The sequence below is a fragment of the Micromonospora carbonacea genome (genome assembly GCF_014205165.1).
In the GTDB taxonomy this organism is placed as follows: domain Bacteria; phylum Actinomycetota; class Actinomycetes; order Mycobacteriales; family Micromonosporaceae; genus Micromonospora; species Micromonospora carbonacea.
The window spans coordinates 5,939,258-5,966,144 of sequence record NZ_JACHMZ010000001.1 but is presented as its reverse complement, the minus strand read 5'-3'; the positions used below and the strand labels follow the sequence as shown (position 1 = coordinate 5,966,144).

The 26,887-nt window shown below is 73.7% G+C and carries 26 protein-coding genes and 1 pseudogene; 18 read left to right on the top strand and 9 right to left on the bottom strand.

Annotated elements, in window-relative coordinates:
- The first annotated feature begins 78 nt into the window (after window positions 1-78).
- Complete coding sequence (locus HDA31_RS24775) at window positions 79-2,436, top strand: serine/threonine protein kinase (protein WP_178063366.1); 2,358 nt, start codon at window positions 79-81, stop codon at window positions 2,434-2,436.
- 131 nt (window positions 2,437-2,567) lie between these two features.
- A complete protein-coding gene (locus tag HDA31_RS24770; protein WP_178063367.1) occupies window positions 2,568-2,813 on the top strand; it encodes a hypothetical protein in 246 nt (81 codons plus the stop codon).
- 144 nt (window positions 2,814-2,957) lie between these two features.
- Here HDA31_RS24770 and HDA31_RS24765 read toward each other — a convergent pair whose 3' ends face one another.
- Window positions 2,958-3,710 (bottom strand): GH25 family lysozyme, encoded by a 753-nt coding sequence (locus HDA31_RS24765; RefSeq protein WP_043961879.1) that lies wholly within the window; start codon window positions 3,708-3,710, stop codon window positions 2,958-2,960.
- Window positions 3,711-3,850: 140 nt separating this feature from the next.
- Here HDA31_RS24765 and HDA31_RS24760 point away from each other — a divergent pair, with 140 nt between their 5' ends.
- The 3 genes from HDA31_RS24760 (at window position 3,851) to HDA31_RS24750 (ending at window position 6,202) form a co-directional block, all read left to right on the top strand.
- Entirely contained in the window at window positions 3,851-4,594 is a 744-nt protein-coding gene (locus HDA31_RS24760; RefSeq protein ID WP_074476711.1) for a M50 family metallopeptidase, read from the top strand.
- A 182-nt stretch (window positions 4,595-4,776) separates the two neighbouring features.
- Window positions 4,777-5,277: a SigE family RNA polymerase sigma factor gene (locus HDA31_RS24755; RefSeq protein WP_074476710.1), complete on the top strand. Its 501-nt coding sequence runs from the start codon at window positions 4,777-4,779 to the stop codon at window positions 5,275-5,277.
- Window positions 5,270-6,202: a hypothetical protein gene (locus tag HDA31_RS24750; protein ID WP_178063368.1), complete on the top strand. Its 933-nt coding sequence runs from the start codon at window positions 5,270-5,272 to the stop codon at window positions 6,200-6,202. The genes HDA31_RS24755 and HDA31_RS24750 overlap by 8 nt, the downstream gene beginning before the upstream one ends.
- 113 nt (window positions 6,203-6,315) lie before the next feature.
- Here HDA31_RS24750 and HDA31_RS24745 read toward each other — a convergent pair whose 3' ends face one another.
- The gene (locus tag HDA31_RS24745; protein ID WP_178063369.1) at window positions 6,316-7,899 is read right to left on the bottom strand and encodes an acyl-CoA carboxylase subunit beta; all 1,584 of its coding nucleotides are present in this window, start codon (window positions 7,897-7,899) and stop codon (window positions 6,316-6,318) included.
- Window positions 7,900-8,121: 222 nt separating this feature from the next.
- On the opposite strand from HDA31_RS24745, the gene HDA31_RS24740 reads away from it, so the two are divergent.
- A complete protein-coding gene (locus HDA31_RS24740; protein WP_178063370.1) occupies window positions 8,122-8,997 on the top strand; it encodes a biotin--[acetyl-CoA-carboxylase] ligase in 876 nt (291 codons plus the stop codon).
- Between the two features lie 190 nt (window positions 8,998-9,187).
- Window positions 9,188-9,760, top strand: a complete 573-nt coding sequence (locus HDA31_RS24735; RefSeq protein ID WP_178063371.1) for a PH domain-containing protein — start codon at window positions 9,188-9,190, stop codon at window positions 9,758-9,760.
- A gap of 128 nt (window positions 9,761-9,888) precedes the next feature.
- Here the strand turns inward: HDA31_RS24735 and HDA31_RS24730 are convergent, their stop codons facing one another.
- The 3 genes from HDA31_RS24730 to HDA31_RS24720 all read right to left on the bottom strand — a co-directional run bounded on the left by HDA31_RS24730 (window position 9,889) and on the right by HDA31_RS24720 (window position 12,199).
- Window positions 9,889-10,386 carry a MaoC/PaaZ C-terminal domain-containing protein gene (locus HDA31_RS24730; RefSeq protein WP_063838593.1) on the bottom strand — a complete coding sequence of 166 codons (498 nt, stop codon included), beginning with the start codon at window positions 10,384-10,386 and terminating at the stop codon, window positions 9,889-9,891.
- A 446-nt stretch (window positions 10,387-10,832) separates the two neighbouring features.
- Entirely contained in the window at window positions 10,833-11,576 is a 744-nt protein-coding gene (locus HDA31_RS24725; protein WP_178063373.1) for a GtrA family protein, read from the bottom strand.
- A gap of 62 nt (window positions 11,577-11,638) precedes the next feature.
- Complete coding sequence (locus tag HDA31_RS24720; RefSeq protein WP_178067106.1) at window positions 11,639-12,199, bottom strand: GtrA family protein; 561 nt, start codon at window positions 12,197-12,199, stop codon at window positions 11,639-11,641.
- Between the two features lie 491 nt (window positions 12,200-12,690).
- On the opposite strand from HDA31_RS24720, the gene HDA31_RS24715 reads away from it, so the two are divergent.
- From HDA31_RS24715 to HDA31_RS24700, 4 genes are read left to right on the top strand one after another with little or no spacing between them, the layout of a single operon-like run.
- On the top strand, window positions 12,691-14,535 hold the full coding sequence (locus HDA31_RS24715; protein WP_178063374.1) for a phosphoenolpyruvate carboxykinase (GTP): 1,845 nt from the start codon (window positions 12,691-12,693) through the stop codon (window positions 14,533-14,535).
- Between the two features lie 37 nt (window positions 14,536-14,572).
- The gene (locus tag HDA31_RS24710; RefSeq protein WP_178063375.1) at window positions 14,573-15,436 is read left to right on the top strand and encodes a hypothetical protein; all 864 of its coding nucleotides are present in this window, start codon (window positions 14,573-14,575) and stop codon (window positions 15,434-15,436) included.
- A 25-nt stretch (window positions 15,437-15,461) separates the two neighbouring features.
- Window positions 15,462-16,604 (top strand): geranylgeranyl reductase family protein, encoded by a 1,143-nt coding sequence (locus HDA31_RS24705; protein ID WP_178063376.1) that lies wholly within the window; start codon window positions 15,462-15,464, stop codon window positions 16,602-16,604.
- Window positions 16,605-16,635: 31 nt separating this feature from the next.
- Window positions 16,636-17,406 carry an isoprenyl transferase gene (locus HDA31_RS24700; RefSeq protein ID WP_074476700.1) on the top strand — a complete coding sequence of 257 codons (771 nt, stop codon included), beginning with the start codon at window positions 16,636-16,638 and terminating at the stop codon, window positions 17,404-17,406.
- Between the two features lie 40 nt (window positions 17,407-17,446).
- Here the strand turns inward: HDA31_RS24700 and otsB are convergent, their stop codons facing one another.
- The 3 genes from otsB to HDA31_RS24685 form a co-directional block, all read right to left on the bottom strand.
- Window positions 17,447-18,271 carry a trehalose-phosphatase gene (gene otsB, locus HDA31_RS24695; protein WP_178063377.1) on the bottom strand — a complete coding sequence of 275 codons (825 nt, stop codon included), beginning with the start codon at window positions 18,269-18,271 and terminating at the stop codon, window positions 17,447-17,449.
- A 69-nt stretch (window positions 18,272-18,340) separates the two neighbouring features.
- Complete coding sequence (locus HDA31_RS24690; protein ID WP_178063378.1) at window positions 18,341-18,694, bottom strand: hypothetical protein; 354 nt, start codon at window positions 18,692-18,694, stop codon at window positions 18,341-18,343.
- Window positions 18,695-18,854: 160 nt separating this feature from the next.
- The gene (locus tag HDA31_RS24685) at window positions 18,855-19,295 is read right to left on the bottom strand and encodes an XRE family transcriptional regulator (RefSeq protein ID WP_178063379.1); all 441 of its coding nucleotides are present in this window, start codon (window positions 19,293-19,295) and stop codon (window positions 18,855-18,857) included.
- 265 nt (window positions 19,296-19,560) lie between these two features.
- On the opposite strand from HDA31_RS24685, the pseudogene HDA31_RS24680 reads away from it, so the two are divergent.
- From HDA31_RS24680 to HDA31_RS24655, 6 genes and pseudogenes are all read left to right on the top strand, one after another.
- A pseudogene (locus HDA31_RS24680) lies at window positions 19,561-19,878 on the top strand (hypothetical protein); the annotation flags it as partial.
- Window positions 19,879-19,958: 80 nt separating this feature from the next.
- Window positions 19,959-20,369 (top strand): hypothetical protein, encoded by a 411-nt coding sequence (locus HDA31_RS24675; RefSeq protein ID WP_074476696.1) that lies wholly within the window; start codon window positions 19,959-19,961, stop codon window positions 20,367-20,369.
- Window positions 20,370-20,715: 346 nt separating this feature from the next.
- Window positions 20,716-22,125 carry an RNA 5'-3' helicase PhoH2 gene (gene phoH2, locus HDA31_RS24670; protein WP_178063380.1) on the top strand — a complete coding sequence of 470 codons (1,410 nt, stop codon included), beginning with the start codon at window positions 20,716-20,718 and terminating at the stop codon, window positions 22,123-22,125.
- 285 nt (window positions 22,126-22,410) lie between these two features.
- Window positions 22,411-23,109, top strand: a complete 699-nt coding sequence (locus tag HDA31_RS24665) for an aggregation-promoting factor C-terminal-like domain-containing protein (RefSeq protein ID WP_074476694.1) — start codon at window positions 22,411-22,413, stop codon at window positions 23,107-23,109.
- Between the two features lie 136 nt (window positions 23,110-23,245).
- Window positions 23,246-23,902 carry a rhomboid family intramembrane serine protease gene (locus HDA31_RS24660; RefSeq protein ID WP_178063381.1) on the top strand — a complete coding sequence of 219 codons (657 nt, stop codon included), beginning with the start codon at window positions 23,246-23,248 and terminating at the stop codon, window positions 23,900-23,902.
- A gap of 172 nt (window positions 23,903-24,074) precedes the next feature.
- The gene (locus HDA31_RS24655) at window positions 24,075-25,043 is read left to right on the top strand and encodes an NAD(P)/FAD-dependent oxidoreductase (protein WP_178067107.1); all 969 of its coding nucleotides are present in this window, start codon (window positions 24,075-24,077) and stop codon (window positions 25,041-25,043) included.
- An 11-nt stretch (window positions 25,044-25,054) separates the two neighbouring features.
- Here HDA31_RS24655 and HDA31_RS24650 read toward each other — a convergent pair whose 3' ends face one another.
- The gene (locus tag HDA31_RS24650) at window positions 25,055-25,747 is read right to left on the bottom strand and encodes a TetR/AcrR family transcriptional regulator (RefSeq protein ID WP_178063382.1); all 693 of its coding nucleotides are present in this window, start codon (window positions 25,745-25,747) and stop codon (window positions 25,055-25,057) included.
- A gap of 144 nt (window positions 25,748-25,891) precedes the next feature.
- Between HDA31_RS24650 and HDA31_RS24645 the strand changes: the two genes are divergently transcribed.
- On the top strand, window positions 25,892-26,836 hold the full coding sequence (locus tag HDA31_RS24645; protein ID WP_178063383.1) for an NAD-dependent epimerase/dehydratase family protein: 945 nt from the start codon (window positions 25,892-25,894) through the stop codon (window positions 26,834-26,836).
- Window positions 26,837-26,887: the final 51 nt, after the last annotated feature.

The window sequence follows — 26,887 nt, the reverse complement described above, 5'->3', positions numbered from 1 at the left end:
CGTCGCGAACTTGACCTTCGTCGCACAGTGGCGTGCCGGCGGTGTGCGGCGGGCAACCGCCGGGTACCGTCTCCACCGATGTCGAACGCGCTTCCCCAACTTGTCGCCGACCGGTACCGGCTCCTTTCGCCGCTCGGCCAGGGCGGCATGGGTCGGGTGTGGAAGGCGCGCGACGAGGTGCTGCACCGGGACGTGGCGATCAAGGAACTGGTCCCGCCGCCCAGCCTCACCCCCGAGGAGCGCCGCGAGATGCGGGAGCGCTCGCTGCGGGAGGCCCGCGCGATCGCGCGGCTCAACCACGTCAACGTGGTGCGCATCTTCGACGTGCTGCGCACCGACGGCGACCCGTGGATCGTCATGGAGTACGTGGCGTCGAAGTCCCTTCAGGACACTCTCGCCGAGGACGGGCCGGTGTCGCCGGCCAAGGCGGTCGAGATCGGCCTGGGAGTGCTGGGCGCGCTGAACGCGGCGCACAAGGCCGGCGTGATGCACCGGGACGTCAAGCCGGGCAACGTGCTGCTCGGCACGGACGGCCGGGTGGTGCTGACCGACTTCGGCCTGGCGACGATCCCGGGCGACCCGAACGTGACGCGCACCGGCATGGTGCTGGGCTCCCCGGCGTACATTGCCCCGGAGCGGGCGCGTGACGGCACGGCGGGGCCGGAGGCCGACCTCTGGTCGCTGGGCGCGACGCTCTACGCGGCGGTGGAGGGCAAGTCGCCGTACGCCCGGCCGTCGGCGATCGCCACCCTGGCGGCGCTGGCGACCGAGCCGATGCCGCCGCCGAGGAACGCCGGCCCGCTGAAGCCGGTGCTCAACGGGCTGCTCCGCAAGGATCCGGCCGAACGGATCGACGCCGAGGTGGCCGAGCGGCTGCTGCGGAAGGCCGCCGGGCGGCGCTCCAGGACGATCTCGCTGCTCGACGGCGTACGCCGGCCGGGGCCCAACGGGCCGCGCGAGCCGCGACCGCCGGTGGTGCCCGCACCGCGCCCCGCCGAGCAGCGCACGAGCCGGCCGGTCGTGCCGCCTGCGCCGCGTACCCCCGGAGGTGGCCTGGTCGCGGGCGGCGCGGCGGTGTCCGGCGTGGCCGGCGACGACGCGACCGCGAAGGTCTCCCCGCCGAGCACGGACGCCGCGCCGACCGCGAAGGTCCCCTCGCCCGGAGTGGACGCCGCGCCGACGGCGAAGGTCGACCCGCCGGCGTCGGGCACGGACGCCGCGCCGACGGCGAAGGTCGCGGACACCGGCGCGCGGGCGGCCGATGCGACGGCGAAGCTTCCCGGTCCGGTCGCTGCGACCGGCACCGACCGGGTCGCGGGGGCGTCGGTCGACGGGGGCGAGGAGCCACCGGCCGAGGAGGCCGACGAGGCCGGTTCCGGCGAGGTCACGGACACCGGCGGCGCGGTCGACGGGGTCAACGCCGCCCCGGCCGGGCAGGTCGACGACACCCGGGTCGACCCGGGCCCCGCCGTGCCCGTGTCGCCCGCATCGCCCCCCATGTCGCCTGCGTCGTCCGCGTCGCCGGCATCGTCCGTGGAGCGGGCCGGGTCCTCCGGCGACCAGGCCGACGCCTCCGACGCCCCGGCCGACCGGCCGCCGGAGGACACCGGGTCGCCGCGCGAGAAGGCCGGTCCGTCGCGCGAGTGGGCCGACCGGGCCCGCGGGCGGGGCACGCCGACGTCGGTGCTGCCGGCGGCCGCCGGCCCGGCACCCTCGTCGACGGGCAGGGCCGCGGTCGTTTCGGGTACGAAGCCCGAGCGCCGCCGCCGCAGCCTGCTGGTCGGCGCGCTCGTCGCGGTGCTGCTGCTCGGCCTGCTGGTGGCGGTGCCGCTGCTCGGCCGGGGCGGCGACGACGACCCGGGGCCCGGCGACCCGCAGGCGGGCCTGTCCACGGCGACGCCGTCGGCCGCCGCCCCGTCCTCGCCGGCCAGCAGCAGCGCCGCGCCGCCCAGCCCGACGCCGTCGGCGAGCCCGTCGGTCGACCCGAATGCTCTGCCCGAGGGTTGGGTCCTGCACAAGGACCCGGCGGGCTTCTCGCTGCCCCTGCCGAAGGGCTGGGTGCGGCGCAGCGTCGGGCAGAACACCATCGTGTTCGACGAGCGCGACGGGGTGGGCGAGCTGCTGGTGCAGTGGACGAGCACCCCGCTGGACGACGCCTACGCCGACTGGAAGGCGAAGGAGCCGGCCCGGAAGAACTACGTCAACGACTACCAGTATCTCAGCATCAAGCGCTGCGACTACTACAAGACGTGCGCGGACTGGGAGTGGCTGGAAACCCGCGACAACACCCGCATCCACGTCCGCAACCGGGGCTTCGTCACGGCCAAGAACCGGGGGTACGCCTTCCGCTGGGAGGTGGCCAACAAGGACTGGCAGGCGCGGCTGGCCGACTTCGACCGGATCGCCAAGGGCTTCGAGCCGGACCGGAAGGACTGAGCGCCCGGCCGTGGCGGGTCCATTGGCCGACCCGGCCCGCTGAGCGGGTGATTCCCGCCGCCGTGAAGGTCGCTCGCATGACCTTGCATCGAACGGGGTATCTGATCCCGGACGACGCAAGGAGGTGCGACATGGGATACCGACGCAGGGACGCGCGGCCCCGGCTGGCACTGTGGATGCTCGTCGCGCTCGGTGACGTGGTGCTGCTGCTGGTCAGCGCGGGCCTTCCGGTGCTGTTCGTGACGGTGGGCGTCGTGGCGGCCGCCGTCGCCGGGGTGGCCGCCTGGCGCCTGACGCGGCGGGCCACGGTGGCCCGGGAGGACGCGATGCCGGCGCGAACCGTCAACCCGCGCCTGGTAGACGCGCGCCGGGTGTAGACCCCGGCCGGGAGGCGAGCGCCGATCGTGAACGCCGGGAAGTGACGAGCCGGCGGCAGCCGGACCGACCGTCGACCGTACGGTCGCAGTCGATCCCGCTGCCGCCGACCACCGCCACGGGCGTGCCGCGACCAGTCGTGCGGATCAGGTGTTGTTGGCCAGGGCGATGAGCCGGCTGCGGTCGCCGTTCCAGTAGTTGCGGTCGACGTTGCCGCTGATGCCGGAGACGCTGCCGGACGCGGTGTACTGCCAGAAGCTCCAGACCGGCGCGCCGGCCGGCAGGGTGCCGGGGGTGCTCGACCAGCGGGCGAGCCACAGCGGGTGGTTCGCCCACGGGCCGGTCCAGCTGCCGGTGCACTGGTTCCACCAGCTCGTGGTGGTGTAGATGACCGCGTACCGGCCGGTGCGCGACCGGTAGGTGTTCAGGAAGTCCTGGATCCAGCTTCGCATCCCCGACGTGCTGAGGCCGTAGCAGGTGCCGCCGCTGTACGGGTTGGCCTCGACGTCCAGCGCGGCCGGCAGGGTGCGGCTGTCCGCCGACCACGCGCCGCCGTTGCTGGCCAGGTAGTTGGCCTGGGTGGCGCCGGAGGAGATGTTCGGCCGGGCGAAGTGGTACGCCCCCCGGATCACGCCGGCGTTGTAGGAGTTGACGTAGTTGGCGTTGAAGTTCGGGTCCTTGTAGCTCGTGCCCTCGGTGGCCTTGATGAACGCGAACTCGATGCCCGCGTTGCGGACGCTCGTCCAGTTGATCGACCCCTGGTAGTGGGAGACGTCGACGCCGGCGGTGGTGGCGGCGGCCGCCGGGCCCGTCGTGGCGACGAGGGCGGTGGCCGCTGCCGCTACGGCGGTGATCCCCGCCGCGATCAGTCGGCGCAGCGTGAATCCGGTACGGATCATGGGTTCCTCCAGAGGGACGCCATTCGATTGACATCCATCTTTGGAGCTAGTTGCCCTAGATCACAAGGTGTCCAAAGGAAAGTTTCACCCTGCCGCGCGGTGCGACCCGGACCCGGCCGGGGCCGGTAGGCTCGCGCCCCATGGTGGCGATCGACGAGCTGGGCACGCTCTGGGACAAGCTGTTCTCCGCGCAGCCCGACCCGCCGCCGCTCCTCGTCGTCGTCACCGCCGCGGTGGCGCTGGCCGTGGTCGCCACCCGGCTACCCTGGCGGATCGCCCGCAACGCCGTCACCATCGCCCACGAGGGCGGACACGCCCTCGCCGCCCTGCTGACCGGCCGCCGGCTGCACGGCATCCGGCTGCACTCGGACACCTCCGGGCTGACCCTCTCCGCCGGTCGCCCCACCGGCCCCGGCATGATCCTCACCCTGCTCGCCGGCTACGTCGCGCCGTCGCTGGTCGGCCTCGCCGGCGCCTGGCTGCTCGGCGGCAACCGGATCACCCTGCTGCTCTGGATCGCCGTGGCGCTGCTGCTGGCCATGCTGGTCATGGTCCGCAACGCCTTCGGCGTGGTGTCGCTGCTGGCCACCGGCGGGGTGGTGCTCGCCGTCTCCTGGTACGCCTCGCCGGACGTCCAGGCCGCCTTCGCCTGGACGTCGGTGTGGTTCCTGCTCCTCGGCGGCGTACGACCCGTCGTCGAGCTCCAGCGGCTGCGCTCCCGGGGCCGGATGCCGGAGTCCGACGCCGACCAACTGGCCCGGCTCACCCCGTTCCCGCCCCTGTTCTGGGTCGCGCTGTTCGCGCTGGTGAACCTGCTGGCGCTGGCCGTCGGCGCGGCGCTGCTGGCCGGCCCGATCCTCACCGACGCCGGCCTGACCGTCTGACGGCCCGACCCGACCGGGGGAGGCGCACCGCCGGTAACGGGCGGGTCGACCGGGGCGGCGGGCCGCCGGGAACGGGCGGGCCGACCGGGCGCTGGGCCGCCGGGAACCGGTGGGCCGACCCGGGCAACCGACCGACCCGTCCCGCGCGTGTCCCCTGCGACAGGACGCGGGGGAGACAACGAATGCCGGAAGTCGACGGGTTCGACGAGTTCTACCGGGGCAGCCGGCAACGGCTGCTCGGCTTCGTCTACGCGCTCACCGGCAACCTCGCCGAGGCGCAGGACGCCGTGCAGGAGGCGTACATCCGGGCGTGGCAACGCTGGTCCACGGTGGCCGGCTACGACGACCCCGAGGCCTGGGTCCGTGTCGTCGCCTCCCGCATAGCGGTCAGCCGGTGGCGCAGCCTGCGCAGCCGCGCGCGGGCGTACCTGCGGCACGGCGTCGACGACAGCACGCCCGCGCCGAGCACCGACACCGTCGCGGTGGTGGCCGCGCTGCGTCAGCTCCCGGAGGAGCAGCGCACCGCCCTCGCCCTGTACTACCTGCTCGGCATGCCCGTCACCGAGGTGGCGCGGGAGACCGCCGCCCCGGTCGGCACCGTGAAGGCCCGACTCTCCCGGGGGCGCACCGCGCTCGCCGGGCTGCTCGCCGTCTCTGACCTCGAGGAGGCCGCCGATGCGTGACGACCACGACGTGGACCACCTGGCCGACCTGGCGTTCGTCGAACGGATGCGGCGGGACCTGCGGGACGTACGCTGGCTCGAACCGGCGGAGATCCGCGCCCGGGCCCGCCGCCGCAGCCGGCGTACGGCGCTGGCGGCGGCGACCGCCGTGCTGGCCGTGCTCTCGGCCTTCGCCGTGGCGGCCGGCGGGCGGGCCGGGCCCCTCGCGCCACCGGCGGGCCAGCGGCTCTCCTCGGACGGCGCGGAGCCGGCCGGCCGGGCCGAGATCCCACAGGAGGCCCTGCTGGACCGGGCCGACCTGGGCGCGCCGAGCAACGTGCGGCTGGGCGACTCGGGACTCCAGGAGCCGATCCGGATCGACCCGCTGCTCCAGTCGTGCGCCGGGGCACAAGGGCTGGAGGTGGACACGCCGGTGTCCCGTTACTCCCGGTCGCAGACGCTGTTCCAGCGGGCCGCGCCGGAGCAGGACCAGCCGGGCGGCCTGTGGGTCTTCACCCAGGACGTCTACCGCGTCTCCCCGAGGGCAGCCAGCCGGCTGTTTCTCGACCTGAACGAGATGGTGACGGCCTGCGTCGGCTGGCGCGAGGTGGCGCCGCTCCACCGTGCCGGTCAACCCGTCACCGTCTCGGTAACGCACACCTGGCAGACGGTCGCGCGAGACTTCGCCGGCGATCAGGCCGTCCTGCTCCGCCACACCGGGTCCACGCCGGTGGAGGTGGCGACGGCGAAGCCGCTTGAGTGGAAGGCGTCGAGGGAGACCAAGCTGCTGGTCAGGGTCGGCGACCTGGTCACCGTGATCGTGCCGGGGAGCGCGCTGGGCGTCGACGGGCCGGAGGGCGACCGTTGGACGAGTGACGCCGAGCTGCTCGACCTGGGCCGGACGGCCGCCCGCCGGATGTGCCTCGCCGCCAACCCGGCCTGCTGACGACCGCCGCCGCGCTGCCCCGCCGCCTCTCCGGGCCGCCGCCTCTCCGGGCCGGGCGTTTGGAAGGGGCCCCTGCTATGCAGAATGCGTTAACAGGGGGCCCTTCCTTGCATCTAGAGCGGGATGTTGCCGTGCTTCTTCGGCGGGAGCGTCTCGCGCTTGGTGCGCAGCACCCGCAGCGCCCGGACGATCTGGGTACGCGTCTCGTGCGGCGGGATCACCGAGTCGACGTACCCCCGCTCGGCGGCGATGTACGGGTTGGCGAGGGTGTCCTCGTACTCGGCGATCTTCTCGGCGCGCACGGCGGCCGGGTCCTCGGCGGCGGTCAGCTCCTGCCGGTACAGGATGTTCACCGCGCCCTGCGCGCCCATCACCGCGATCTGCGCGGTCGGCCAGGCGAAGTTCAGGTCCGCGCCGAGGTGCTTGGAGCCCATCACGTCGTACGCCCCGCCGTACGCCTTGCGGGTGATCACGGTGACCTTCGGGACGGTCGCCTCGGCGTACGCGTAGATGAGCTTCGCGCCCCGGCGGATGATGCCGTCCCACTCCTGGCCGGTGCCGGGCAGGAAACCGGGGACGTCCACGAAGGTCAGCACGGGGATGTTGAACGCGTCGCAGGTGCGCACGAATCGGGCGGCCTTCTCCGACGCGGCGATGTCGAGGGTGCCGGCGAAGTGCATCGGCTGGTTGGCCACCACGCCGACCGGGCGGCCCTCGACGCGGCCGAAGCCGACCACCATGTTCTGCGCGTACAGCGGTTGGACCTCCAGGAACTCCCCGTCGTCGAGGACGTGCTCGACGACCCGGTGCATGTCGTACGGCTGGTTGGCCGAGTCGGGGATCAGCGTGTCCAGCTCCCGGTCGGCGTCGCTCACCGCCAGGTCGGCCGGGGCGTCGACGACCGGCGGCTCGTCCAGGTTGTTCGACGGCAGGTACGACAGCAGCGCCTTGACGTACTCGATCGCGTCGTCCTCGTCCGCGCCGAGGTAGTGCGCGTTGCCGCTGCGCGCGTTGTGGGTGCGCGCCCCGCCCAGCTCCTCCATGCCCACGTCCTCGCCGGTGACCGTCTTGATCACGTCGGGGCCGGTGATGAACATGTGCGAGGTCTGGTCGACCATCACGGTGAAGTCGGTGACCGCCGGGGAGTAGACCGCGCCGCCCGCGCACGGGCCCATGATCAGGGAGACCTGCGGGATGACGCCGCTGGCCCGCACGTTGCGGAAGAAGATCTCGCCGTAGAGCCCGAGGGACGCCACGCCCTCCTGGATGCGGGCCCCGCCCGAGTCGTTGATGCCGATCACCGGGCAGCCGATCTTCATGGCGAGGTCCATCACCTTGACGATCTTCTCGCCGAAGACCTCACCGAGGGAGCCGCCGAAGACCGTGAAGTCCTGCGCGAAGACGCAGACCTGCCGGCCGTCGACCGTGCCGTAGCCGGTGATCACCCCGTCGCCGTACGGGCGGGTGCGGTCCAGGCCGAAGTTGGTAGACCGGTGCCGGGCGAACTCGTCCAGCTCGACGAAGGACCCCTCGTCGAGCAGCAGCTCGATCCGCTCCCGTGCCGTCTTCTTACCCCGGGCGTGCTGCTTGGAGACCGCGCGCGCCGACCCGGCGTGCACCGCCTCGTCGACCCGTCGCTCCAGGTCCGCCAGCTTGCCCGCCGTGCTGTGGATGTTGATCCCGGTCTCGTTGGTCACCCACGGAATATAACGATGGTTCAGGTGGCCGACGGTGTGCAGTACGCCTCAGTAACCGCGCCGGACCAGGCCCGCCACCCAGCGAAGCCGCCACCCGCCGCCGAGCGAGGCCAGCACCCGCCGCCGAGCGAGCGGGAAGCTACCACCGGACGCGGCCGGCGGCGCCGGCCGTCGGGCGGGCGGCGTCCGCCGCAGTGGGCACGCGGGCCGTAGGCTGGCGGGATGCCCGGCTCGCCGTACACCGACCTGGACCGCCCGCCGCTGTCGGCGGCCCGGCTACGCCGCGCGCTGACCGCCCCGCACGGCCCGTGGGCCCGCCTGGAGCTGCGCGCCGAGACCGGATCGACCAACGCGGACGTGGCGGAGGCGGCCCGGTCCGGCGAGCCGGAGGGCCTCGTGGTGGTCGCCGAGCGGCAGACCGCAGGTCGGGGGCGACGCGACCGGGTCTGGCAGTCGCCGGCCCGCGCCGGCATCGCGGCCAGCGTGCTGCTGCGGCCCGGCGAGGCCGTCGCGGAGCGCGGCTGGCCGGCGGTCCCCGCCACCGGGTACGGCTGGCTGCCGCTGCTCGCCGGCGTCGCGCTCGTCGAGGCGGTGGCCCGGCTCGCCGAGCTGGACGCCGCCCTCAAGTGGCCCAACGACCTGCTGATCGGCGACGCCAAGTGCGCCGGCATCCTGGCCGAGGCGGTGCCCGGCCCGACGCTGGAGCAGCCCTCGGCGATCGTCCTCGGCATCGGCCTCAACGTCACCCTGCGCGCCGACGAGCTGCCGGCGAACCCGACCGGCCTGCCGGCCACCTCGCTCCAGCTCGCCGGTGCCGCCGCCACCGACCGGGACCCGCTGCTGCGCGCCCTGCTGCGCTCCGTCGCCGACTGGTACGACCGTTGGCGCTGCGCCGGTGGCGACGCGGTGGCCAGCGGCCTGCGCGAGGCGTACGTGGCGGCCTGCGCGACGGTCGGCCGGTCGGTGCGGGTGCTACTGCCCGGCGGGCAGGAGGTGACCGGCACCGCGACCGGCGTGGACGCCGACGGCCGGCTGCTGGTCGACACGCCGGCCGGCCCACGCACCCTGGCGGCGGGCGACGTCCTGCACCTGCGGTGAAAGGAAGGGCCCCTTGTTAACGCCTACGGTAGAGAAGGGTTCCCTTCTCACACCCGGGCCGGCGGGGGCCGCAGGCCCCACCGCAGACGGTCGCCGCGCGGCACGCGCGGGAACCACCGCACCGGTTGATCCGCGCGGGGGCGTCGACCCGCTACGGTCAGCTCGTCCGTTTCTGGCGAGGAGGTTCGGCGTGGCGTTTCCCGAAGACGTGCTCACTGAGGACGAGCACGTCGTGTTGCACCTGCACCCGCACTGGAAGGCCGTGGTGCGTCCGGTCCTGGTGCTGGTGCTCGCCGTCGCGGCGGTGGTGGCGGGCTGGATCCTGCTCCCGGACGGCGACGCCGCGACCGTCGCGCTGTACGTCCTCGCGGGGCTGGCGGCGGTGCTGGTGCTCTGGCTCGGGCTCTGGCCGTTCCTGGTCTGGCGCAGCACCCACTACCTGTTCACCAACGAACGGGTGCTGCTCCAGCAGGGCGTCCTCTCCCGGGACCGGCGGGACATCCCGCTCACCCGGATCAACGACCACGCGATGAGCCAGCGTTTCGTCGAGCGGCTGCTCGGCTGCGGCACCCTGACCATCGAGTCGGCCGGCGAGCGGGGGCAGTCGGTGCTCACCGACGTCCCGCACGTCGACAAGGTCCAGACCAAGCTGTACGAGCTGGTCGAGGCGCACCACGACAAGCACTCCCTCGGCGACGGCGAGATGCGCGAGATCCTCGCGGACATGCGCGAGGGCAAGCCGCTGCGCGACCCGTCGGCCTGACCCCGCCGCCGCACGGGAGACAGGACGGCCAGGCCGGCCCGGTCGCGGGACGGCCGGGCCGCGCTGGGCGCGTGACGGGCAGGCCGCGCTGGGCGCGTGACGGGCAGACCGTGACGGCCGCGGGACGGTCAGCCGGGCCGGAGGGTGAACCAGCCGCGGAAGCGGGTGCGCAGCACCTCCTGGGCCGGCTGGCCGTCGGGGCCGAGGCGGAACATGGTGCCGCTGAGGCTGACGGTGCCGAGCCCGGGGCGGGCGGTGGAGGGGCGGGCGCCCATCACGTCCAGGCGGGCCGCCAGGCGGTCGCCGGCGCGGACCGGGGCCAGCCAGCGCAGCTCCTCCAGGCCGGGGGAGGCGTCCGCTGCGGCCCGGGCGAGCACGTGGTCGACGTACGCGCGCATGAAGAGGCTGACCGTGTAGAAGCCGCTGGCGATCAGCCCGCCGTGGTGGCTCGCGGCGGCGCGCTCGGCGTCGACGTGGTACCACTGCGGGTCGAACCGGCGGGCGAAGGCGACCATCTCGGCGCCGTCGACGCGCACCTCGCCGAGGTCGAAGGTGCGCCCAGGCGTCAGGTCCTCGAAGAAGAGCTCGGCCGGCGCGCCGGTGCCCGACCGGGCCGGCCCGGTCACCTCCGGCGGTCCCGCCGGCCCGTTCGCGCCTGCCGGCCCGTTCGTTCCCGCCGGGCCGTTCGCGCTGGCCGGCCCGTTCGCGCCTGCCGGGCCGTTCGTTCCTGCCGGGCCGTTGGCGCTGGCTGGTCCGTTCGTGCCCGCCGGCCCGCCTGGGCCCGCCGGCCCGGCGGCTGCGCTCGGCGCGGGAACCGTGGCCGCTGCGGCAGCCACGGCCTGCGGGGCAGTCATGGCCTGCGGGGCAGCCACGGCCGGCGGGGCAACCGTGACCGGTGCGGGAGCCACGCTCGCTGCGGGAGCCGGGCCCGGTGCGGGAGCCGCGTTCCGTGCGGGCGCTGTGTCCGGTGCGGGTACCGCTGTCAGTCCCGGGGCTGCGGTCGGCTCCGGGGCTGCGGTCGGCTCGGGAGCAGCGGTCGCGGTCGTCATCTCGGTCACCTCGGTCACCTCACTCACCGCCGGCGTCGGCGGGCGCCGGCGTGCAGCTCCTCGGCGAGTTCGGCCGCCAGGTCGCCGTCGAGCGCGTTGCCGAGCGCCGCGTCGGCCGGCGCGGGCCGGCCCTGGGCGGGTGTCGGGACCCCGTACGCGGTGGCGGGCTCGTCGGGGTGGACCGGCGGCCGTCGCCCGGCGGGGCCCGGCTTCGGCTCGGCCTCCTCCAGCTCGGTGACGGACTCGGCCAGCTCGGCCACCGGGTCCAGCTCGGCCATCGTGTCCCACTCGTCGCGCGGGATGGTGTGCCAGGTGTCGGCCGCCGGTTCGGCGGGGGCGGGCTGGAAGACGAACGTCCGGTAGGACCAGAAGCGGAACAGGGTGGCCAGCAGCACGCCGCCGGTCTTCGCCACGTTGAGGGCGAGCAGGCTGGTCATGCCGAGGCCGTACTTGGCCGCCGCGAGGACACCGAGCTCGATGAGCAGGCCGGTCGCGTTGAACAGGAAGAAAAGGGCGTATTCGCGCCGCAGCGCCGATTTCGGGCGGTCCCGGTACGTCCAGTGCCTGTTCATCAGATACGACGTGATCGTCGCGACGACGGTGGCGACGACGGTCGCCTTGAGTTGGCCGTCGCGGAACACCGTAAGTGCCAGCGCGTTGAACACCGCGTAATTGATGGCGGTGTTGATGCCGCCGACGACGCCGAATTTGAGCGCCTCGTGGATGAACTTCTGCCAGCGCTCAGGCAGCAGACGGACAAGACGCATGCGCAACACCTTAGGCGAGTGGGCGGGCCGGGCCGGTCCGGCCGGACGAGATGGGCGGCGGGTCACGCCGGTGGATCCCGGTCGGTCGCCGCCTCCGTGGCCGTCCGGGTTCCCGCTTCCGCGACCTTCGGGGTTCCCGCTTCGGCGAAGACGAACCGTCGGTACGACCAGAACCGGAACAGCGTGCCGAGCCCGGTGCCCACGACGAAGCTGGCGATGTTGTCGGCGAACGGGGTCTGGAAGACCCCGGGCCAGATGGCGCCCAGGCCGTACCGGCTGATGGCGAGGCAGGCCACCGCGATGCCCATGCCCACCCCATTGAAGAAGAAGAACAGCGCGTACTCGCGCGCGGGGTTGGAGCGCTGGCGGTGCCGCCACGTCCAGAACCGGTTGCCGAGGAAGGCCACGCTCGCGGCGATCACCGTGGAGATCGTCTTCGCGGTGACCTGCTCGATGCCCCTGGCGTTGGCGAGGTAGTTGAACAGTGCGATGTCGACGACGAACGCGACGCTGCCCACGGTGGCGAACTTGCTCAGCTCGCGGATCAGGTGACCGAAGCGGTCGATGAGGGCACGGACGATGCCGGGTCGGGTCGGCGGGGACCCTGATTGGTCACCGGTCATCGTCGCGGCCACCCGCTGAGCGTACCGGTTGCCCGCTGCGCGGGCGGGTAGCTGCGACCGGGCGGCGGCGGTGGCGTGCCGGGGCGGGCCGGGAGCGAACGGAGCGTAACCGCTCGGGCCGTTACTCGCGGATCGTTTCGGGAATGCGCATCCGCGCACAGTTTCGCGCATTCCGTCGCCGGTTCGCCGTTGTCACCGCAACTCTCATCAGCACCACCCGTCGCGCCCGGCCCGCCGGTTCCCGTAGGGCCCGGACCTCGGCGAAGGTCGCGGAGGAATTTGCGTGAAACTGCGCGTGAAAGCGGGTATCAGATCGCGATGCCGCAGCGTGACCGCACCTTGTGCAGTTCTTCACAACCAGTCCCACTGACTCGCGACGTCGCCCGGTTTACGCTGAGGCCAATCCCAGGTTTCCACGAAGGCGACGCCTCGCGCCGTCACCACTCGTGCATGCCACAGACCGGTCAGCGTCGACCACAAGGAGATGTGTCATGGTTGCTCCGGCCACCGTTCGGGGGATCGATCAGGCCCCGACGTCCCACCCCAAACTGCTCACCTGGGTTCGTGAGGTAGCGGAACTGACCACTCCCGACCGGGTCGTCTGGGTGGACGGGTCCGACGAGGAGTGGCGTCGCCTCACCGACGAACTCGTCGCCAACGGCACCCTGATCCGGCTCAACCCGGAGAAGAAGCCGAACTCGTTCTACGCCCGCACCGACCCCTCCGACGTCGCCCGTGTCGAGGAGCGCACGTTCATCTGCTCGGTGGACTCCGCGGACGCCGGCCCCACCAACAACTGGATGGCGCCGGCCGAGATGAAGCGGACGATGACGCAGCTCTACCGCGGCTGCATGCGCGGCCGCACCATGTACGTCATCCCGTTCTGCATGGGCCCGGTCGAGGCCGAGAACCCCATGTTCGGCGTCGAGATCACCGACAGCCCGTACGTGGTGGCCTCGATGCGCATCATGACCCGGATGGGCGCGAAGGTCCTGGCGGCGATGGGTGACGACGCGGAGTTCGTGCACGCCCTGCACTCGATCGGCGCCCCGCTCGCGCCCGGCCAGCAGGACGTGGCGTGGCCGTGCAACGAGACGAAGTACATCTCGCACTTCCCGGAGACCCGGGAGATCTGGTCCTACGGCTCCGGCTACGGCGGCAACTCGCTGCTCGGCAAGAAGTGCTACTCGCTGCGGATCGCCAGCGTGATGGGCCGGGACGAGGGCTGGCTCGCCGAGCACATGCTGATCCTCAAGATCACCTCGCCGGAGGGGAAGGTCTACCACGTCGCCGGGGCGTTCCCGTCGGCCTGCGGCAAGACCAACCTGGCCATGCTGGAGCCGACCGTCCCCGGCTGGAAGGTCGAGACCATCGGCGACGACATCGCCTGGATGCGGTTCGGCCCGGACGGCCGGCTCTACGCGGTCAACCCGGAGTATGGCCTGTTCGGCGTCGCCCCGGGCACCGACTGGAAGACCAACGCGAACGCGATGCGCACGCTGGACCGGGGCAACTCCATCTTCACCAACGTCGCCCTCACCGACGACGGCGACATCTGGTGGGAGGGCATGGGCGAGCCGCCGGCGCACCTGGTCGACTGGAAGGGCAACGACTGGACGCCGCAGAGCGAAAGCCTCTCCTCGCACGCGAACAGCCGGTTCTGCACCCCGATCACGCAGTGCCCGATCCTCGCCGACGACTACTACGACCCCAACGGGGTGCCGATCGACGCGATCCTGTTCGGCGGCCGGCGGCGGGACACCATTCCGCTGGTCACCGAGGCCCGGGACTGGGTGCACGGCGTCTACCTGGGCGCGACCCTGTCCTCGGAGACCACCGCCGCCGCGTCCGGCGCGGTCGGCGTGGTGCGCCGCGACCCGATGGCGATGCTGCCGTTCATCGGCTACCACGCCGGCGACTACTTCCGGCACTGGATCGAGATGGGCAAGGGCACCGACGGCGACGAGGCCAAGCTGCCCAAGATCTACTATGTCAACTGGTTCCGCAAGGATGCCGAGGGCAACTTCCTCTGGCCGGGCTTCGGCGAGAACTCCCGGGTGCTCAAGTGGATCATCGAGCGGATCGAGGGCCGCGCCGACGCCGTCGAGACCCCGATCGGCATGGTGCCGGCGCAGGACGCGCTGGACGTCGACGGCCTCGACATGACCCCGGAGGACGTCCGGATCGCCCTGAAGGTCGACCCGGACGAGTGGCGCGAGGAGCTGCCGCTGGTCACCGAGTGGTTCGAGAAGTTCGGCGACAAGCTGCCCGGCGTCCTGTGGGCCGAGCTCGACGCGCTGCGCGCCCGGCTCGACCAGGAACAGCCCCGCCGGTAGGTGTGACCCTTGCCCGCACCGGGCACCATCGGATGCCATGAGGACGGCCGCCGCGACCACCGAGGTCCGGCGGCCGTCCGCCGTCCGGGCCCTGACCACCCTGCTGGCCGTCACGGCGGCGGCCACCGTCGTGGTCGAGCTGCTCAACTGGTGGTACGCCCCGGAGCAGGGCTTCGGCCTGGCCGTGCGCACCGGCTGGGCGATGCTGCGCTCGCTGGGCTTCCTGCTGCTGATCGGGCACGTGCGCCGGGGCCGCGCCCTGGCCCGGCCGTTCGGGCTGATCCTCGCCGTCACCACCGTCTTCGCCGTCGGCCGCCTGGTCGTGCCGAGGCAGGGCGTGCCGCCGCTGCCGGGGCTGCTCGGCTTCGCCCTGCTCACCGGGCTCTGCGTGGCCGTCGTCTGGCTGCTCTACCGCTCCGACGCCGTCGCCGGCCACCTGGTCCGGCACCGTAGGGGCCTCGTCGTCGAGGGCGGGACGATCGCCTGGCGGGAGGTCGCCCCGAAGCGGCCCCCGGTCACCGGCTGGCTGCTCACCAGCCGGGCCGCCGCGTTCACGTACAGCCCGCTGATGCTCGTCCCGGCCCTGGTGGCCGTCGGCGTCGTGTTCGACGGCCGGCCGGCCGTCGTCCCCGCCGTGCTGTTCTGGTTCGCCGCCGGGATCGCCGTCAGCTACGCCGTGCTGCTCTGCACCGCCTTCCTGCTGCGCGGCCGGCGCTGGGCCCGTCGCCTGCTGGTGGCGATCACCCTCGGCGTGCTCGCGGTGGACCTGCCGCTGTGCTGGTGGCTGCTCGGCGTCGACGGCGTGGTCCGCGACGGCGCCCCGTTGCTCGCCGCCGCCGTCCTGGCGTTGTACGGGTTGTGGCGCGCCGGCCGGGCGGAGGCCACGCCGACGCCGGGCTGAGCCGCGCGGGACAGGGGGAGACGCCGTGGGAGACGAGTACGACGTGGCGGTGGTCGGGGCGGGACCCGCCGGCGCGGCCGCCGCGCTGGCCGCCCGCCGGGCCGGCGCCCGGGTGCTGCTGCTGGACCGGGCCGACTTCCCCCGGGACAAGGCGTGCGGGGACGGCGTCGCCGCGCACGCGCTGGACGTCCTCGCCCGGCTGGGCGTCGCCGGGGCCGTCGACGGGTACGCCCCGCTGCCCCGGATCCGGCTGGTCGGCCCCGGCGGCGACGCGGTGGCGCGGGCGCTGCCCCGGCCCGCGTACACGGTGCCCCGGGAGGTGTTCGACGCCCGGCTGGTGGCGGCGGCGGTCGCGGCCGGCGCGGAGCTGCGCCGGCACGCCGTGCGGCGGGTCGAGCCGCGCGGCGGGCGGGTGGTGCTCGACGGCGAGATCGCCGCGCGGGCCGTGGTCGGGGCGGACGGCGCGGCGTCGGTCGTGCGGCGGGCGCTCGGCCACCCGGTGAACCCGGACCGCCACCTGGCCCTGGCGATCCGGGGGTACGCGCCGGCCCGCCCCGGCCCGCCCGAGCAGCTCATCGTCACCTTCGGCCCGCGCTGGCCGGCGTACGCCTGGTCGTTCCCGATCGGCGACGGGCGGGCGAACGTCGGGTACGGGGAGGTGCTGCGCGGCGAGCCGCTGACCCGGGCGCACCTGGTGGACCGGCTGGCCGCGTTGCTGCCCGGCACCGATCCGGCGACGGTGACCGGGCTGCGCGCCCACCACCTGCCGCTGTCCACGCACCGCCCGCCGCCCGGCCGGGGGCGGCTGCTGCTCGCCGGGGACGCGCTGTCGCTGATCAATCCGTTCACCGGGGAGGGCATCTTCTACGCGCTGCTCTCCGGCGCGCTGGCCGGCGCGGCGGCGGCCGGCGACCCCGCCCACGCCGCCGCCGGCTACGCCGCCGCGCTGCGCCGCCGCCTCGGCGTACACCTGCGGCACAGCTCGGCCGCGGCCTGGCTGGCCCGCCGCCGGTGGGTCGTCGACGCGGCGGTGCGGGCGGCCCGGCGCGACGAGCGGGTCTTCGGCACCGTCGTCGAGTTGGGCCTCGGCGACGGCCGGCTGGACGCGCGGACCCTCGCGATGATCGGTGCCGGTCTCTCGGCGCGGCATCGGCCACCGGAGGGCTGAAGCGCGCGCGGGGTCGCTACTCTGCAAGGTGATGACTCTGCGGAATCTCCTCTACTCCGTGTACGAGCGGCGGCTGACGGCCACGCTCGCGGGCAAGCCGGTGCCCCGGCACGTGGGCGTCATGTGCGACGGAAACCGCCGCTGGGCTCGGGAGATGGGCTTCGTCGACCCGAACGACGGGCACCGCATGGGCGCGGAGCGGATCAAGGAGCTGCTGCGCTGGTGCGACGCCGCCGGCGTGGGCCACGTGACGCTGTGGCTGCTGTCGACGGACAACCTGTCCCGCCCGGCGGAGGAGCTGGACCCGCTGTTGCAGATCATCGAGGACCTGTCGACCGAGCTGGCCGAGGAGGGCAACCCCTGGCGGCTGCGCATGGTCGGCGCGCTCGACGTGCTCCCGGCGCACCACGCGACGGCGCTCAAGGCCGCCGAGGAACGCACCCGGCAGCGCACCGGCGGCGCGCAGGTCAACATCGCCGTCGGATACGGCGGCCGGCGCGAGATCGCCGACGCCGTCCGCTCGTTGCTGCACGAGCACGCGGCGGCCGGCGGCACCATCGAGGAGCTGGCCGAGACCCTCGACGTCGACCACATCTCCGAGCACCTCTACACCCGGGGCCTGCCCGACCCGGATCTGATCATCCGGACCAGCGGCGAGCAGCGCCTGTCGGGCTTCATGCTCTGGCAGTCGGCCCACTCGGAGTTCTACTTCTGCGAGCTGAACTGGCCCGACTTCCGCCGGGTCGACTTCCTGCGCGCCCTGCGCTCGTATGCCACCCGGCAGCGCCGCTTCGGAGTCTGACCCGGCCCCCCGGTGCCCGCCCCGACCGGGCGGCCCCGGCTCACCTGAGCCGGGGGAGGGCCTCGGTGAGGAAGTCGCCGAGGGCGGCGGGGGAGTCGATGGTCAGGTCGGCGGCCTCGGCGACCTCGTGGCCGGTCTCCGGGTTGGCCACCGCGACGCAGACCCCGAGGAACTCCGGGTCCGCCGCCGACCGGGCGCGTAGTGCCGCGAACGCCTTGATGTCGGAGACGTCGTCGCCGAAGTACCAGGCCCCGCCGGCGTCCCGGACCACCTCGCCGATCACCATGCCCTTGTCGCGGTCGACCGGGGGCTTGATCTCCAGCACCATCCGCCCGGCCTGCACGCGCAGCCCGAGCCGCTCGGCCTGGGCCTCGCCCCACTCCTGCACGACCTCGCGGAGCTGGGGCGCGGTGCGCCAGTGCAGCGCCACGGAGAGCCGCTTGAACTCCACCAGCGCGCCCGGCGGCAGCTCCGCGCGGGCGAGGTCGGCCAGCTCCTGCATGGTCGGCACCCAGGGCAGCGCCGCGGGCTCGGTGACGGTCTCGCCGCCGGAGTGGCTGTGCTCCAGGCCGTAGAGGCCGTAGAGGTCGACGCCGGCCAGCCCGCCGAGGTGGTCGCGGAGGAACTCCACCGGGCGGGCGGAGACGATGGCGACCCGGCGCACGAGCGGCGCGAGGGCCTCGATCGCGGCCAGCACCTTCGGCGCGGGCTGCACGGCGGTCGGGTCGTCGTCGACGGGCGCGAGTGTGCCGTCGAAGTCGAAGAAGAGGACGGTGTCGGACGCCCGGCCGGCGGTCGCCTGCCAGGCCTGGTCGGCATCCAGCGGGGTCTTCGGCTGTTGGTTGCCCAGATTCAACGGCGGCACGCGCGACAGCGTACCCCGGCGCGGGCCACTCATTCGTGGTCGAGACGGGGCGCTACGGCCAGGAACAGGTCAGCGTTCGGCGGCCCCCCGGCCCCGGCGTCCGAACGGCAGGACGTCGGCGTCCTGACCGTGGCTGAGCAGGTAACCCTCCACGAATCCGGCGTTGCGGTCGCCGGTGCGCGTCTCGATCTCGGTGAGCCGGGCCACCAGGAACTCGGTGAGCGCGCTGACCCGGTCGTTGAGTCGTTCGTGCAGCTCGGCGACGACGGCCAGGACGACCGCGGTGCCGGCGGTGGTGAGGGCGAGGAGGTTGGCGACCACGGGAAGCTCCCCGCCGCCGACGACGCCGATCACCACGTTGCCGGTCAGGGCCGAGGTCAGCGCGACCGCCGCGACCACGACTGCGAACCACTTCAGGGTCATGGACAGACCCCTCCTTCTGTCCCGCAGGGCTGGGTTCGGCCTTGTCCCGCCCCCCGCCGATGACGAGCCCAAGCAGTACGGATAGGACGCTAGCGTGCCCGTTCCGGCCCCGGAGCGAAACGATTGGGTACGGGTCGCCGTTCTTTCGCCATCTGAGGAACTAGCCCGCCCGATTACCCCTTTTTCGGACATCTGTCGGGAGACTTGGGCGATACGCGAGGTATCTGATGGTTTCCCGGATGTGGAACTTCTCCGCGTCCGAGACGTTCGGGTCGACGAGCCGGCGCAGCAGCGCCTCGACGTCCGGGTCCATCGGGGGCGGCGCGGTGGCCGCCCGCTGGGTGGCGGCGCGCTCCCAGCCCAGCGCCGCGAAGGCGGTCGTCGGGTTGAGCCCGAGCCCCTCGCAGAAGGCGACCACCCGCTCGGCCTCGGGGTCGCTGGCCCAGTCGCCGCGCACCCAGCGGTTGATGGTCTGCCGGGAGACCCCGGTGCGGCGGGAGACCTCGGTGCCGCTCCAGGCGCGCATGGCCCGGGCGTCGTCGAGGGCCCGGCGGACGAAGGCGGCGAAGGCGATCTTCCGGGCGTGAGCGCTCTCGGTCACCCCGTGACGGTACGGCCAGTCGGATCCACTGGGGACGCCGGGCACGCCAATGTCACGTGAATGAGACACGCGTAACCGGTCGCCAGCGGCCGTTCGTGAGGGCGGTTCCACGGCGTATCACCTGGGTAGGATAGGAGTGCGTCAGTGTCGGGGTAATGGGACGAAAAGCTGATACTGTCACGCCCATGGGACAGTTTACCGTGTGTCACGTGCACGAGACGACTGGTGCTCGCCTGCGTCCCTTCCCCGTCCTCAGGGGGGCGCGGTGACCGAACTCGCCACCCGTGAGCAGGCGTTCGGCCTGGTCGCGGAGGGAGTGGCCGCGGGACTGAGCGCCCCCTGGCGGCTCTACCTCGCCCGCGGCTGCCGCTACCTGTCGCTCAACGTGGGCGACCGGGCGGAGTGGGACGCCTGGCGGACCCACCTCAACTGCCCGGAGCTCAGCGTCCGGGTCTACGACGCCGGTGGCGAGATCCGGCGCTGCTCCGTCGCCGAGCTCGTGCTGGACGGCTGCCGGATCAGCGTCGAGCTGGTCGAGGAGGTCAGCACGGACGACCTGGAGCGGCTCCTGGTCGCCGACCCCGCCGGCGCCGGAGCCGATCCCACTGAGGCCGGCACCGACCACACCGACGCCGACCCCTCCGGGACCGGGCCGGAGGAGCGGTGAGCCCCTTCGTCGCGGTCGTCCTCGTCCTCGTCCTCGGCTCGGCCAGCTACGCCGCCGGGCGGCTGCACGGCCAGCTCAGCTACCGCATCGGCTACCGGTTCGGCTACCGGCAGGGCTACTTCGACGGCGACCGGGGCGCCTGGAACCGCCGCCGCGAGGCCCAGGCCGCCATCGCCTCGGCCCTCGCCGGCCCACCGCCGGCCGTCCGCTCCGGGCCGAGCGCGCGGCAGGGCACCACGTACACCGGCTCCGCCTTCGCCGCCTCCGCCGCGCCCGTCCCCGGCCCGCCGGCGAGCCCGGCCGGCGTCGTCGCGGCCACGGCGAGCGCCGGCGTCCGGGCGGCGACCGGGGCCCCGGCGGCGGTCCGCGGGCGGCAACCGGCCGTCCTGGTCCGCTGGCAGAACTGAGCCGGCCGACGGACCCGGTGCGCCGTCCGCGGCGGACGCGCACCGTCGGGGGCCACCTCAGACCGGTGACGGTGGTGCCACCGGCCGGGATGCGCGCAGGGGGCATGCATCCCGGCCGGTCCGCCGTGCCCGTTCACCGGTCCGACTCCCGAGATCCACGGGTCAACCTCTAGCCGGGACGCCGTGGCGGGGCTAGCGTCTAGTCATGGCGCGGGATCTCCCCCGGGCCAGCCGGCCAGCCCGGATCTGCGACCTCGCGCACGGGGCCCGCATCCGACCCCGTGTCCCCGGGCACCGGACGAGGCGGAACGCGGGTGGCCGGGTGCCCATCCGCCGGAGCAGGCCTGTGACGACTCGCCGTACCCCCGCCGGTGCCGACCAGACCCCGGCCGCGACTGCCACGACCCGCCGTGCCACCCGGAGCCGCCGCGCGGCGACCCCGGTCGAGCCCGAGGAGCCCCGACCAGCCGGCCAGGCGTTCGTCCTGGACACGTCGGTCCTGCTCTCGGACCCGGCGGCCTTCCACCGGTTCGCCGAGCACGAGGTGGTCCTGCCCCTCGTGGTGATCTCCGAGCTGGAGGGCAAGCGGCACCACCCCGAGCTCGGCTGGTTCGCCCGGCAGTCCCTGCGCATGCTGGACGAGCTGCGCGTGCGCCACGGCCGGCTGGACCGGCCGGTGCCCGCCAACGACGCCGGCGGCAGCCTGCGGGTGGAGCTCAACCACACCGACGACGGCGTGCTGCCTCCCGGCTTCCGCAACGAGTCCAACGACGCCCGGATCCTCTCGGTGGCGCTCAACCTGGCCGCCGAGGGGCGCGACGTGACCCTGGTGAGCAAGGACATGCCGCTGCGGGTCAAGGCGGCCTCGGTCGGGCTGCGCGCCGACGAGTACCGGCACGGCCAGGCCAGCGACCCGACCTGGACGGGGATGTCCGAGCTGGCGCTGGGCGACGAGGAGATCTCCGCGCTCTACGCCGGCGAGACCCTCGACCTGGACGGCGCGGCGGGGCTGCCCTGCCACACCGGTCTGGTGCTGCACTCCGGGCGCGGCTCCGCCCTCGGCCGGGTGCTGCCCGACAAGACGGTCCGGCTGGTCCGGGGCGACCGGGAGGCGTTCGGCGTGCACGGCCGCTCGGCCGAGCAGCGGGTCGCCCTCGACCTGCTGCTGGACGAGTCGATCGGGATCGTCTCGCTGGGCGGGCGGGCCGGCACCGGCAAGTCGGCGCTGGCGCTGTGCGCGGGCCTGGAGGCGGTGATGGAGCGTCGCCGGCACAAGAAGGTGATCGTCTTCCGCCCGCTGTACGCCGTCGGCGGCCAGGAGCTCGGCTACCTCCCCGGCTCCGAGACGGAGAAGATGTCGCCCTGGGCGCAGGCCGTCTTCGACACCCTCGGCGCGGTGGTGCACGAGAACGTGCTGGAGGAGGTCATGGCCCGGGGGATCCTGGAGGTCCTGCCGCTCACCCACATCCGGGGCCGCAGCCTCCACGACGCCTTCGTCATCGTGGACGAGGCCCAGTCGTTGGAGCGGGGCGTGCTGCTCACCGTGCTCTCCCGGATCGGCCAGGGCTCGCGGGTGGTGCTCACCCACGACGTCGCCCAGCGGGACAACCTGCGGGTGGGCCGGCACGACGGCGTGACCGCGGTGATCGAGACCCTGAAGGGGCACCCCCTGTTCGCGCACGTCACGCTCAACCGCTCGGAGCGGTCGCCGATCGCGGCGATGGTGACGGATCTGTTGGAGGAGATCCCGTTCTGACCGAGATCATGCCTGTCTAGTCACCCTTTAGCGTGATTCTGCCTGTGGCCCAGATCACAATTGGGGCTGGTGGTTTCCCATCAGCCTCACTGTGCGCAATGGTGTCCATCGAGCGTCCACGCACCGCCAAGATCATCCGCTCCCGTCGGGCACCCGACGGCGGGGAGCGGCTCGGGCGAGTGCGTCGGCTGCGACCGGCAGGGTCGGGGCGCTCACGGCGCGGGCCGGGTCCCTCCTCGGGCCAGGGTCGCGCCGTGTCCTTGCCCCCGACGAAGGGACCACTTCGTGAGTCGGCTGTGGAGCCGGTTCGGCGCCCGTACCGCCGCCGTCGCGCTGCTCTCCGTGGGCGTTGCCGGCGGCTTCTATCTGGGCGAAGACCGGGAAACCCAGCAACAGGGCCTGACCGCGCAGGTCGGCCTCCAGGTGGACCAGGCCGAGTTCGACTACCAGCGCGAGCGGCAGGCCCAGCACCGGATCGTCTCCGCCGAGAAGCGGGCCGCCGAGTACCAGGCCGAGAAGCGGGCCGCCGCGGCGGCCAAGGAGGCCGCCGACCGGGCCCGCGAGGCCGAGGCGGCGTCCCGCAAGCGCGAGCGCGAGGCCGCGGCGAAGAAGGCCGCCGAGAAGGCGGCGGCCAAGGCGAGCAAGCCGTACGACGGCCCGATCCCCGCCTCGTGCAACGAGTACGGCGGCAACCGGAAGATCGGCTGCGCGCTGATGATCGACGCCGGCTTCGGCATCGACCAGTTCCCGTGCCTGGACAAGCTCTGGACCAAGGAGAGCGGCTGGAACCCCAAGGCGCACAACTCCTCCTCCGGCGCGCACGGCATCCCGCAGGCGGTGCCGGGCAGCAAGATGGCCTCGGTCGGCGACGACTGGGAGACCAACCCGGCCACCCAGATCAAGTGGGGCCTCGGCTACATCAAGGGCCGCTACAGCTCGCCGTGCTCGGCGTGGAGCCAGTCGCAGAGCGAGGGCTGGTACTGATCCGCTGAGCACCGCTCGACCGCGCACCGCGACGGCGGGGCGGGCGCCTCCCCGGCGCCCACCCCGCCGTCGTCGTTTCCCGACGGTCCCGCCGCCCGGGTGGCGGTCGGGCGGGAATGCTGATAGCTGTTTGGGCATGACCCTGCACGACGGCCCCCCGGGCGGCGACCCGCGACGCTTCGGCACCGAGGCCTTCTACGCCTCGATCGGCCGGGCCTTCGTCGCCATGTGCGCCGTCGTGCCGGTGCTCTTCCTGGTCGAGGCCCTCGACGCCGGTCTCGGCATCGACCTCGACCTGGCCGGCGGCATCATCCCGCGGCACATCGACGGGCTCGACGGGGTGCTCTTCTCGCCGTTCCTGCACGCCGACTTCAACCACCTCTACAGCAACAGCGTGCCGCTGATCCTGCTCGGCACCTTCGTGCTCGCCGCCGGATTCCGCCGGTTCATGTGGTCCACCCTGGTCATCGTGCTGGTCAGCGGGCTGGGCGTGTGGTTCACCGGCTCACCCAACTCGGTCGTGGTCGGGGCCAGCGGCGTCATCTTCGGCTACCTGGGCGTCCTGCTCACCCGGGGCGTGGTCGAGCGGAGCTGGTGGAACTTCGCCGTCGTGCTGCTGGTCGGCCTGCTCTACGGCTGGCAGCTGCTCGGGATCCTCCCCACCGACGAGCAGATCTCCTGGCAGGGCCACCTGTTTGGGCTGGTCGGCGGCGTGGTCGCCGCGATCCTGTTCCGGCGACGCCGGGCCGAGGACGACCCGTACGACCTGGACACCCCACCCCTGCGGGCGTAAGGAAGGGCCCCCTGTCAACGCCTGCGGCAGAGAAGGGCGTCCTTCTCACCCGCCGCCGGGCGGCCGCGCCCGGCCCGCGTTCGACGTGGGACGGTGCTTGATCCGGACCCGGCGCGCGCCTACCGTCGGCTTCAGCACGCGTTGATCCGTGAGCGGAAAGCGACGGTACGCCATGCCCGAGGTCGATGTCGCAGTGATCGGTGCGGGGCCGACGGGGCTCTTCGCCGCGTACTACGCCGGGTTCCGGGGGCTCTCCGTCGCCGTGGTCGACGCCCTGCCCGAGGCCGGCGGCCAGATCACCGCGATGTACCCGGAGAAGCTGATCCTCGACGTGGCCGGGTTCCCGGCCGTCAAGGGGCGGGACCTGGTGGCCAACCTCGTCGCCCAGGCCGCGCCGTTCCAGCCGAGATACCTGCTCGGCACCCGGGCCGAGAAGCTGTCGCACACCGACGGCGGGCCGGTGCTCGGCCTCGCCGGTGGCGAGCAGCTCAGCTGCGGGGCGGTGGTCGTCACCGGCGGCCTGGGCAGCTTCACCCCGCGTCCGCTGCCGGTCGCCGACAGCTTCACCGGCTCCGGGATCGTCTACTTCGTGCCGGAGCCGGCCGCGCTCGCCGACCGGGACGTGCTGATCGTCGGCGGGGGCGACTCCGCGTTCGACTGGGCGCTGGCGCTGGAGCCGCTGGCCCGCTCGGTGACCCTGGTGCACCGGCGGGAGCGGTTCCGCGCGCACGCCGCGACCGTCGCCCGGGTGCAGCGGTCGGCCGTGCGGATCGTCGTCAACGCCGAGGTCACCCGGCTGCACGGCGACAGCGCGGTGACCGCCGCGGAGATCACCGTGAAGGGGGCACCGCCCGAGACGCTGCCCGTGGACACGGTGGTGGCCGCCCTCGGATTCACCGCCGACCTCGGCCCGATCGCCGAGTGGGGGCTGCGGCTGGACCGCCGGCACATCCTGGTGGACAGCGCGATGGCGACGAACCTGCCCCGGGTCTTCGCCGCCGGGGACATCACCGAATACCCGGGCAAGGTGCGGCTCATCGCCACGGGCTTCGGGGAGGCCGCCACGGCGGTCAACAACGCCGCCGTCGCCATCGACCCGTCCGCCCACCTCTTCCCGGGCCACTCCTCCGACGCACCCTGACCGCGCCCCGGTCAGCGGGGCAGGCCGATGAGGTCGGCCAGCAGGCCGGTCTGGTGCTCGAAATACTCGGCGCGGTGCGGCAGGGTGCGGTCGATCCGGCCGAACAGCTCGAAGCTGATCAGCCCGAACAGCTGCGTCCAGCCGGCCAGGCAGCGGGCGAGCAGCGCCTCGGGCAGCCCCGGGGCGAGTGCGGCGGCGATCTCCGCGAGGTCCGCCCGCAGCGGCTCGGGCAGCTCGCCGGGGTCGGGGGCGGCGATGCGGCCGGCGGCCAGCCCGTCGCGGACGATGCCGAGCAGCACTGCCGGCGGGCGCATCGCCGGCCCGAGCGTGTCGTCCGGCGCGGCGTACCCGGGCACCGGACTGCCGTAGAGCAGGGCGTACTCGGCGGGGTGGGCCAGGGCCCAGCCCCGCGCCGCCCGGCAGGCGGCGTGCCAGCGCCCGCGCGGGTCGAGCCGGTCCGCGCCCGCGTCGGCCGCCTCCACGGCGGCTCCCAGCGCGTCGTACGCCTCGACGATCAGCGCGGTGAGCAGGTCGTCCCGGCTCGGGAAGTAGCGGTAGAGGGCCGAGGAGACCATGCCCATGTCCCGGGCGACCGCGCGCAGGCTGAGGTTGCCGCCGTCGGTGGCGAGGTGGCGGCGGGCGACGGCCTTGATCTCGTCGAGCATCTCGGCGCGTACGCGGGCGCGGATCGAGGGGGCGGGCATGCCCCCACTCTGCCACGCCGGAGAGCGCGGATCAATTTCGAGAGCAGTGCTCTTGACGGCGATCCCTCCGAGGCGTCATGCTGGGTGGGCCAGATCGAGAGCGCTGCTCTTGTTTCGTACCCCTGCTTCGAAAGGTGACCTGTGATGTCGCTGCATGTGATCGTCGGCGCCGGACCCGTCGGCACCGCCACCGCCCACCTCCTCGCGGCCGCCGGCGAGCGGGTCCGGGTGGTCACCCGGCGCGGCACCGGCCCGGAGCACCCGGCCGTCGAGCGGGTCGCGGCCGACGCCGCCGACCCGGACCGGCTCGCCGCGCTCGCCGACGGCGCGGTCGCCCTCTACAACTGCGCCAACCCGGCCTACCACCGCTGGGCGACGGACTGGCCGCCGCTGGCCGCCGCGCTGCTCACCGCCGCCGGGCGCGCCGGGGCCGTGCTCGCCACGGTCGGCAACCTCTACGGGTACGGGCCGGTCGACGGGCCGATGACCGAGGACACCCCGACGTCGGCGGGCGGCACGAAGGGGCAGGTCCGCAACCGGATGTGGGCCGAGGCGGTCGCCGCCCACCGGGCGGGGCGGGTCCGGGTGACCGAGGTGCGCGGCTCCGACTACCTCGGCGTCGGCGCGCTGTCGGTGCCGATGATGCTGCTGCCCCGGGTGCTCGACGGACGCCGGGTGGTGCTGCCCGTCGACTTCGACGCCCCGCACACCTGGACGTACGTCGACGACGTCGCGCGCACCCTCGTGCGGGCCGCCGCCGTCGAGCGCGCCTGGGGACGGGCCTGGCACGTGCCCAGCCCGCCCGCCGTCTCCGCGCGTGAGCTGGCCGTGCGGGCCGCCGCCCTGGCCGACGCCCCCGCCCCCAGGCTCACCCGGCTGCCGTACCCGGCGCTGTGGCTGGGCGGGCTGGTCAACCCGTTCGTGCGGGAGTTGCGGGAGACGGCGTACCAGTTCGACCGGCCCTTCCTGATGGACTCGACCGCGGCCACCGCTACGCTGGGCATCGAGCCGACCCCGCTGGGCAGCGCTCTCGCGCAGACCGCCGCCGCCCTACGCGCCGCCCCCGGCAACCGTCGCCCGCTGCGCTGAGCGGGCTGCTGCGCTGAGCGGGCCCGCTGCGGTGAGAAGGGTGCCCCTCTC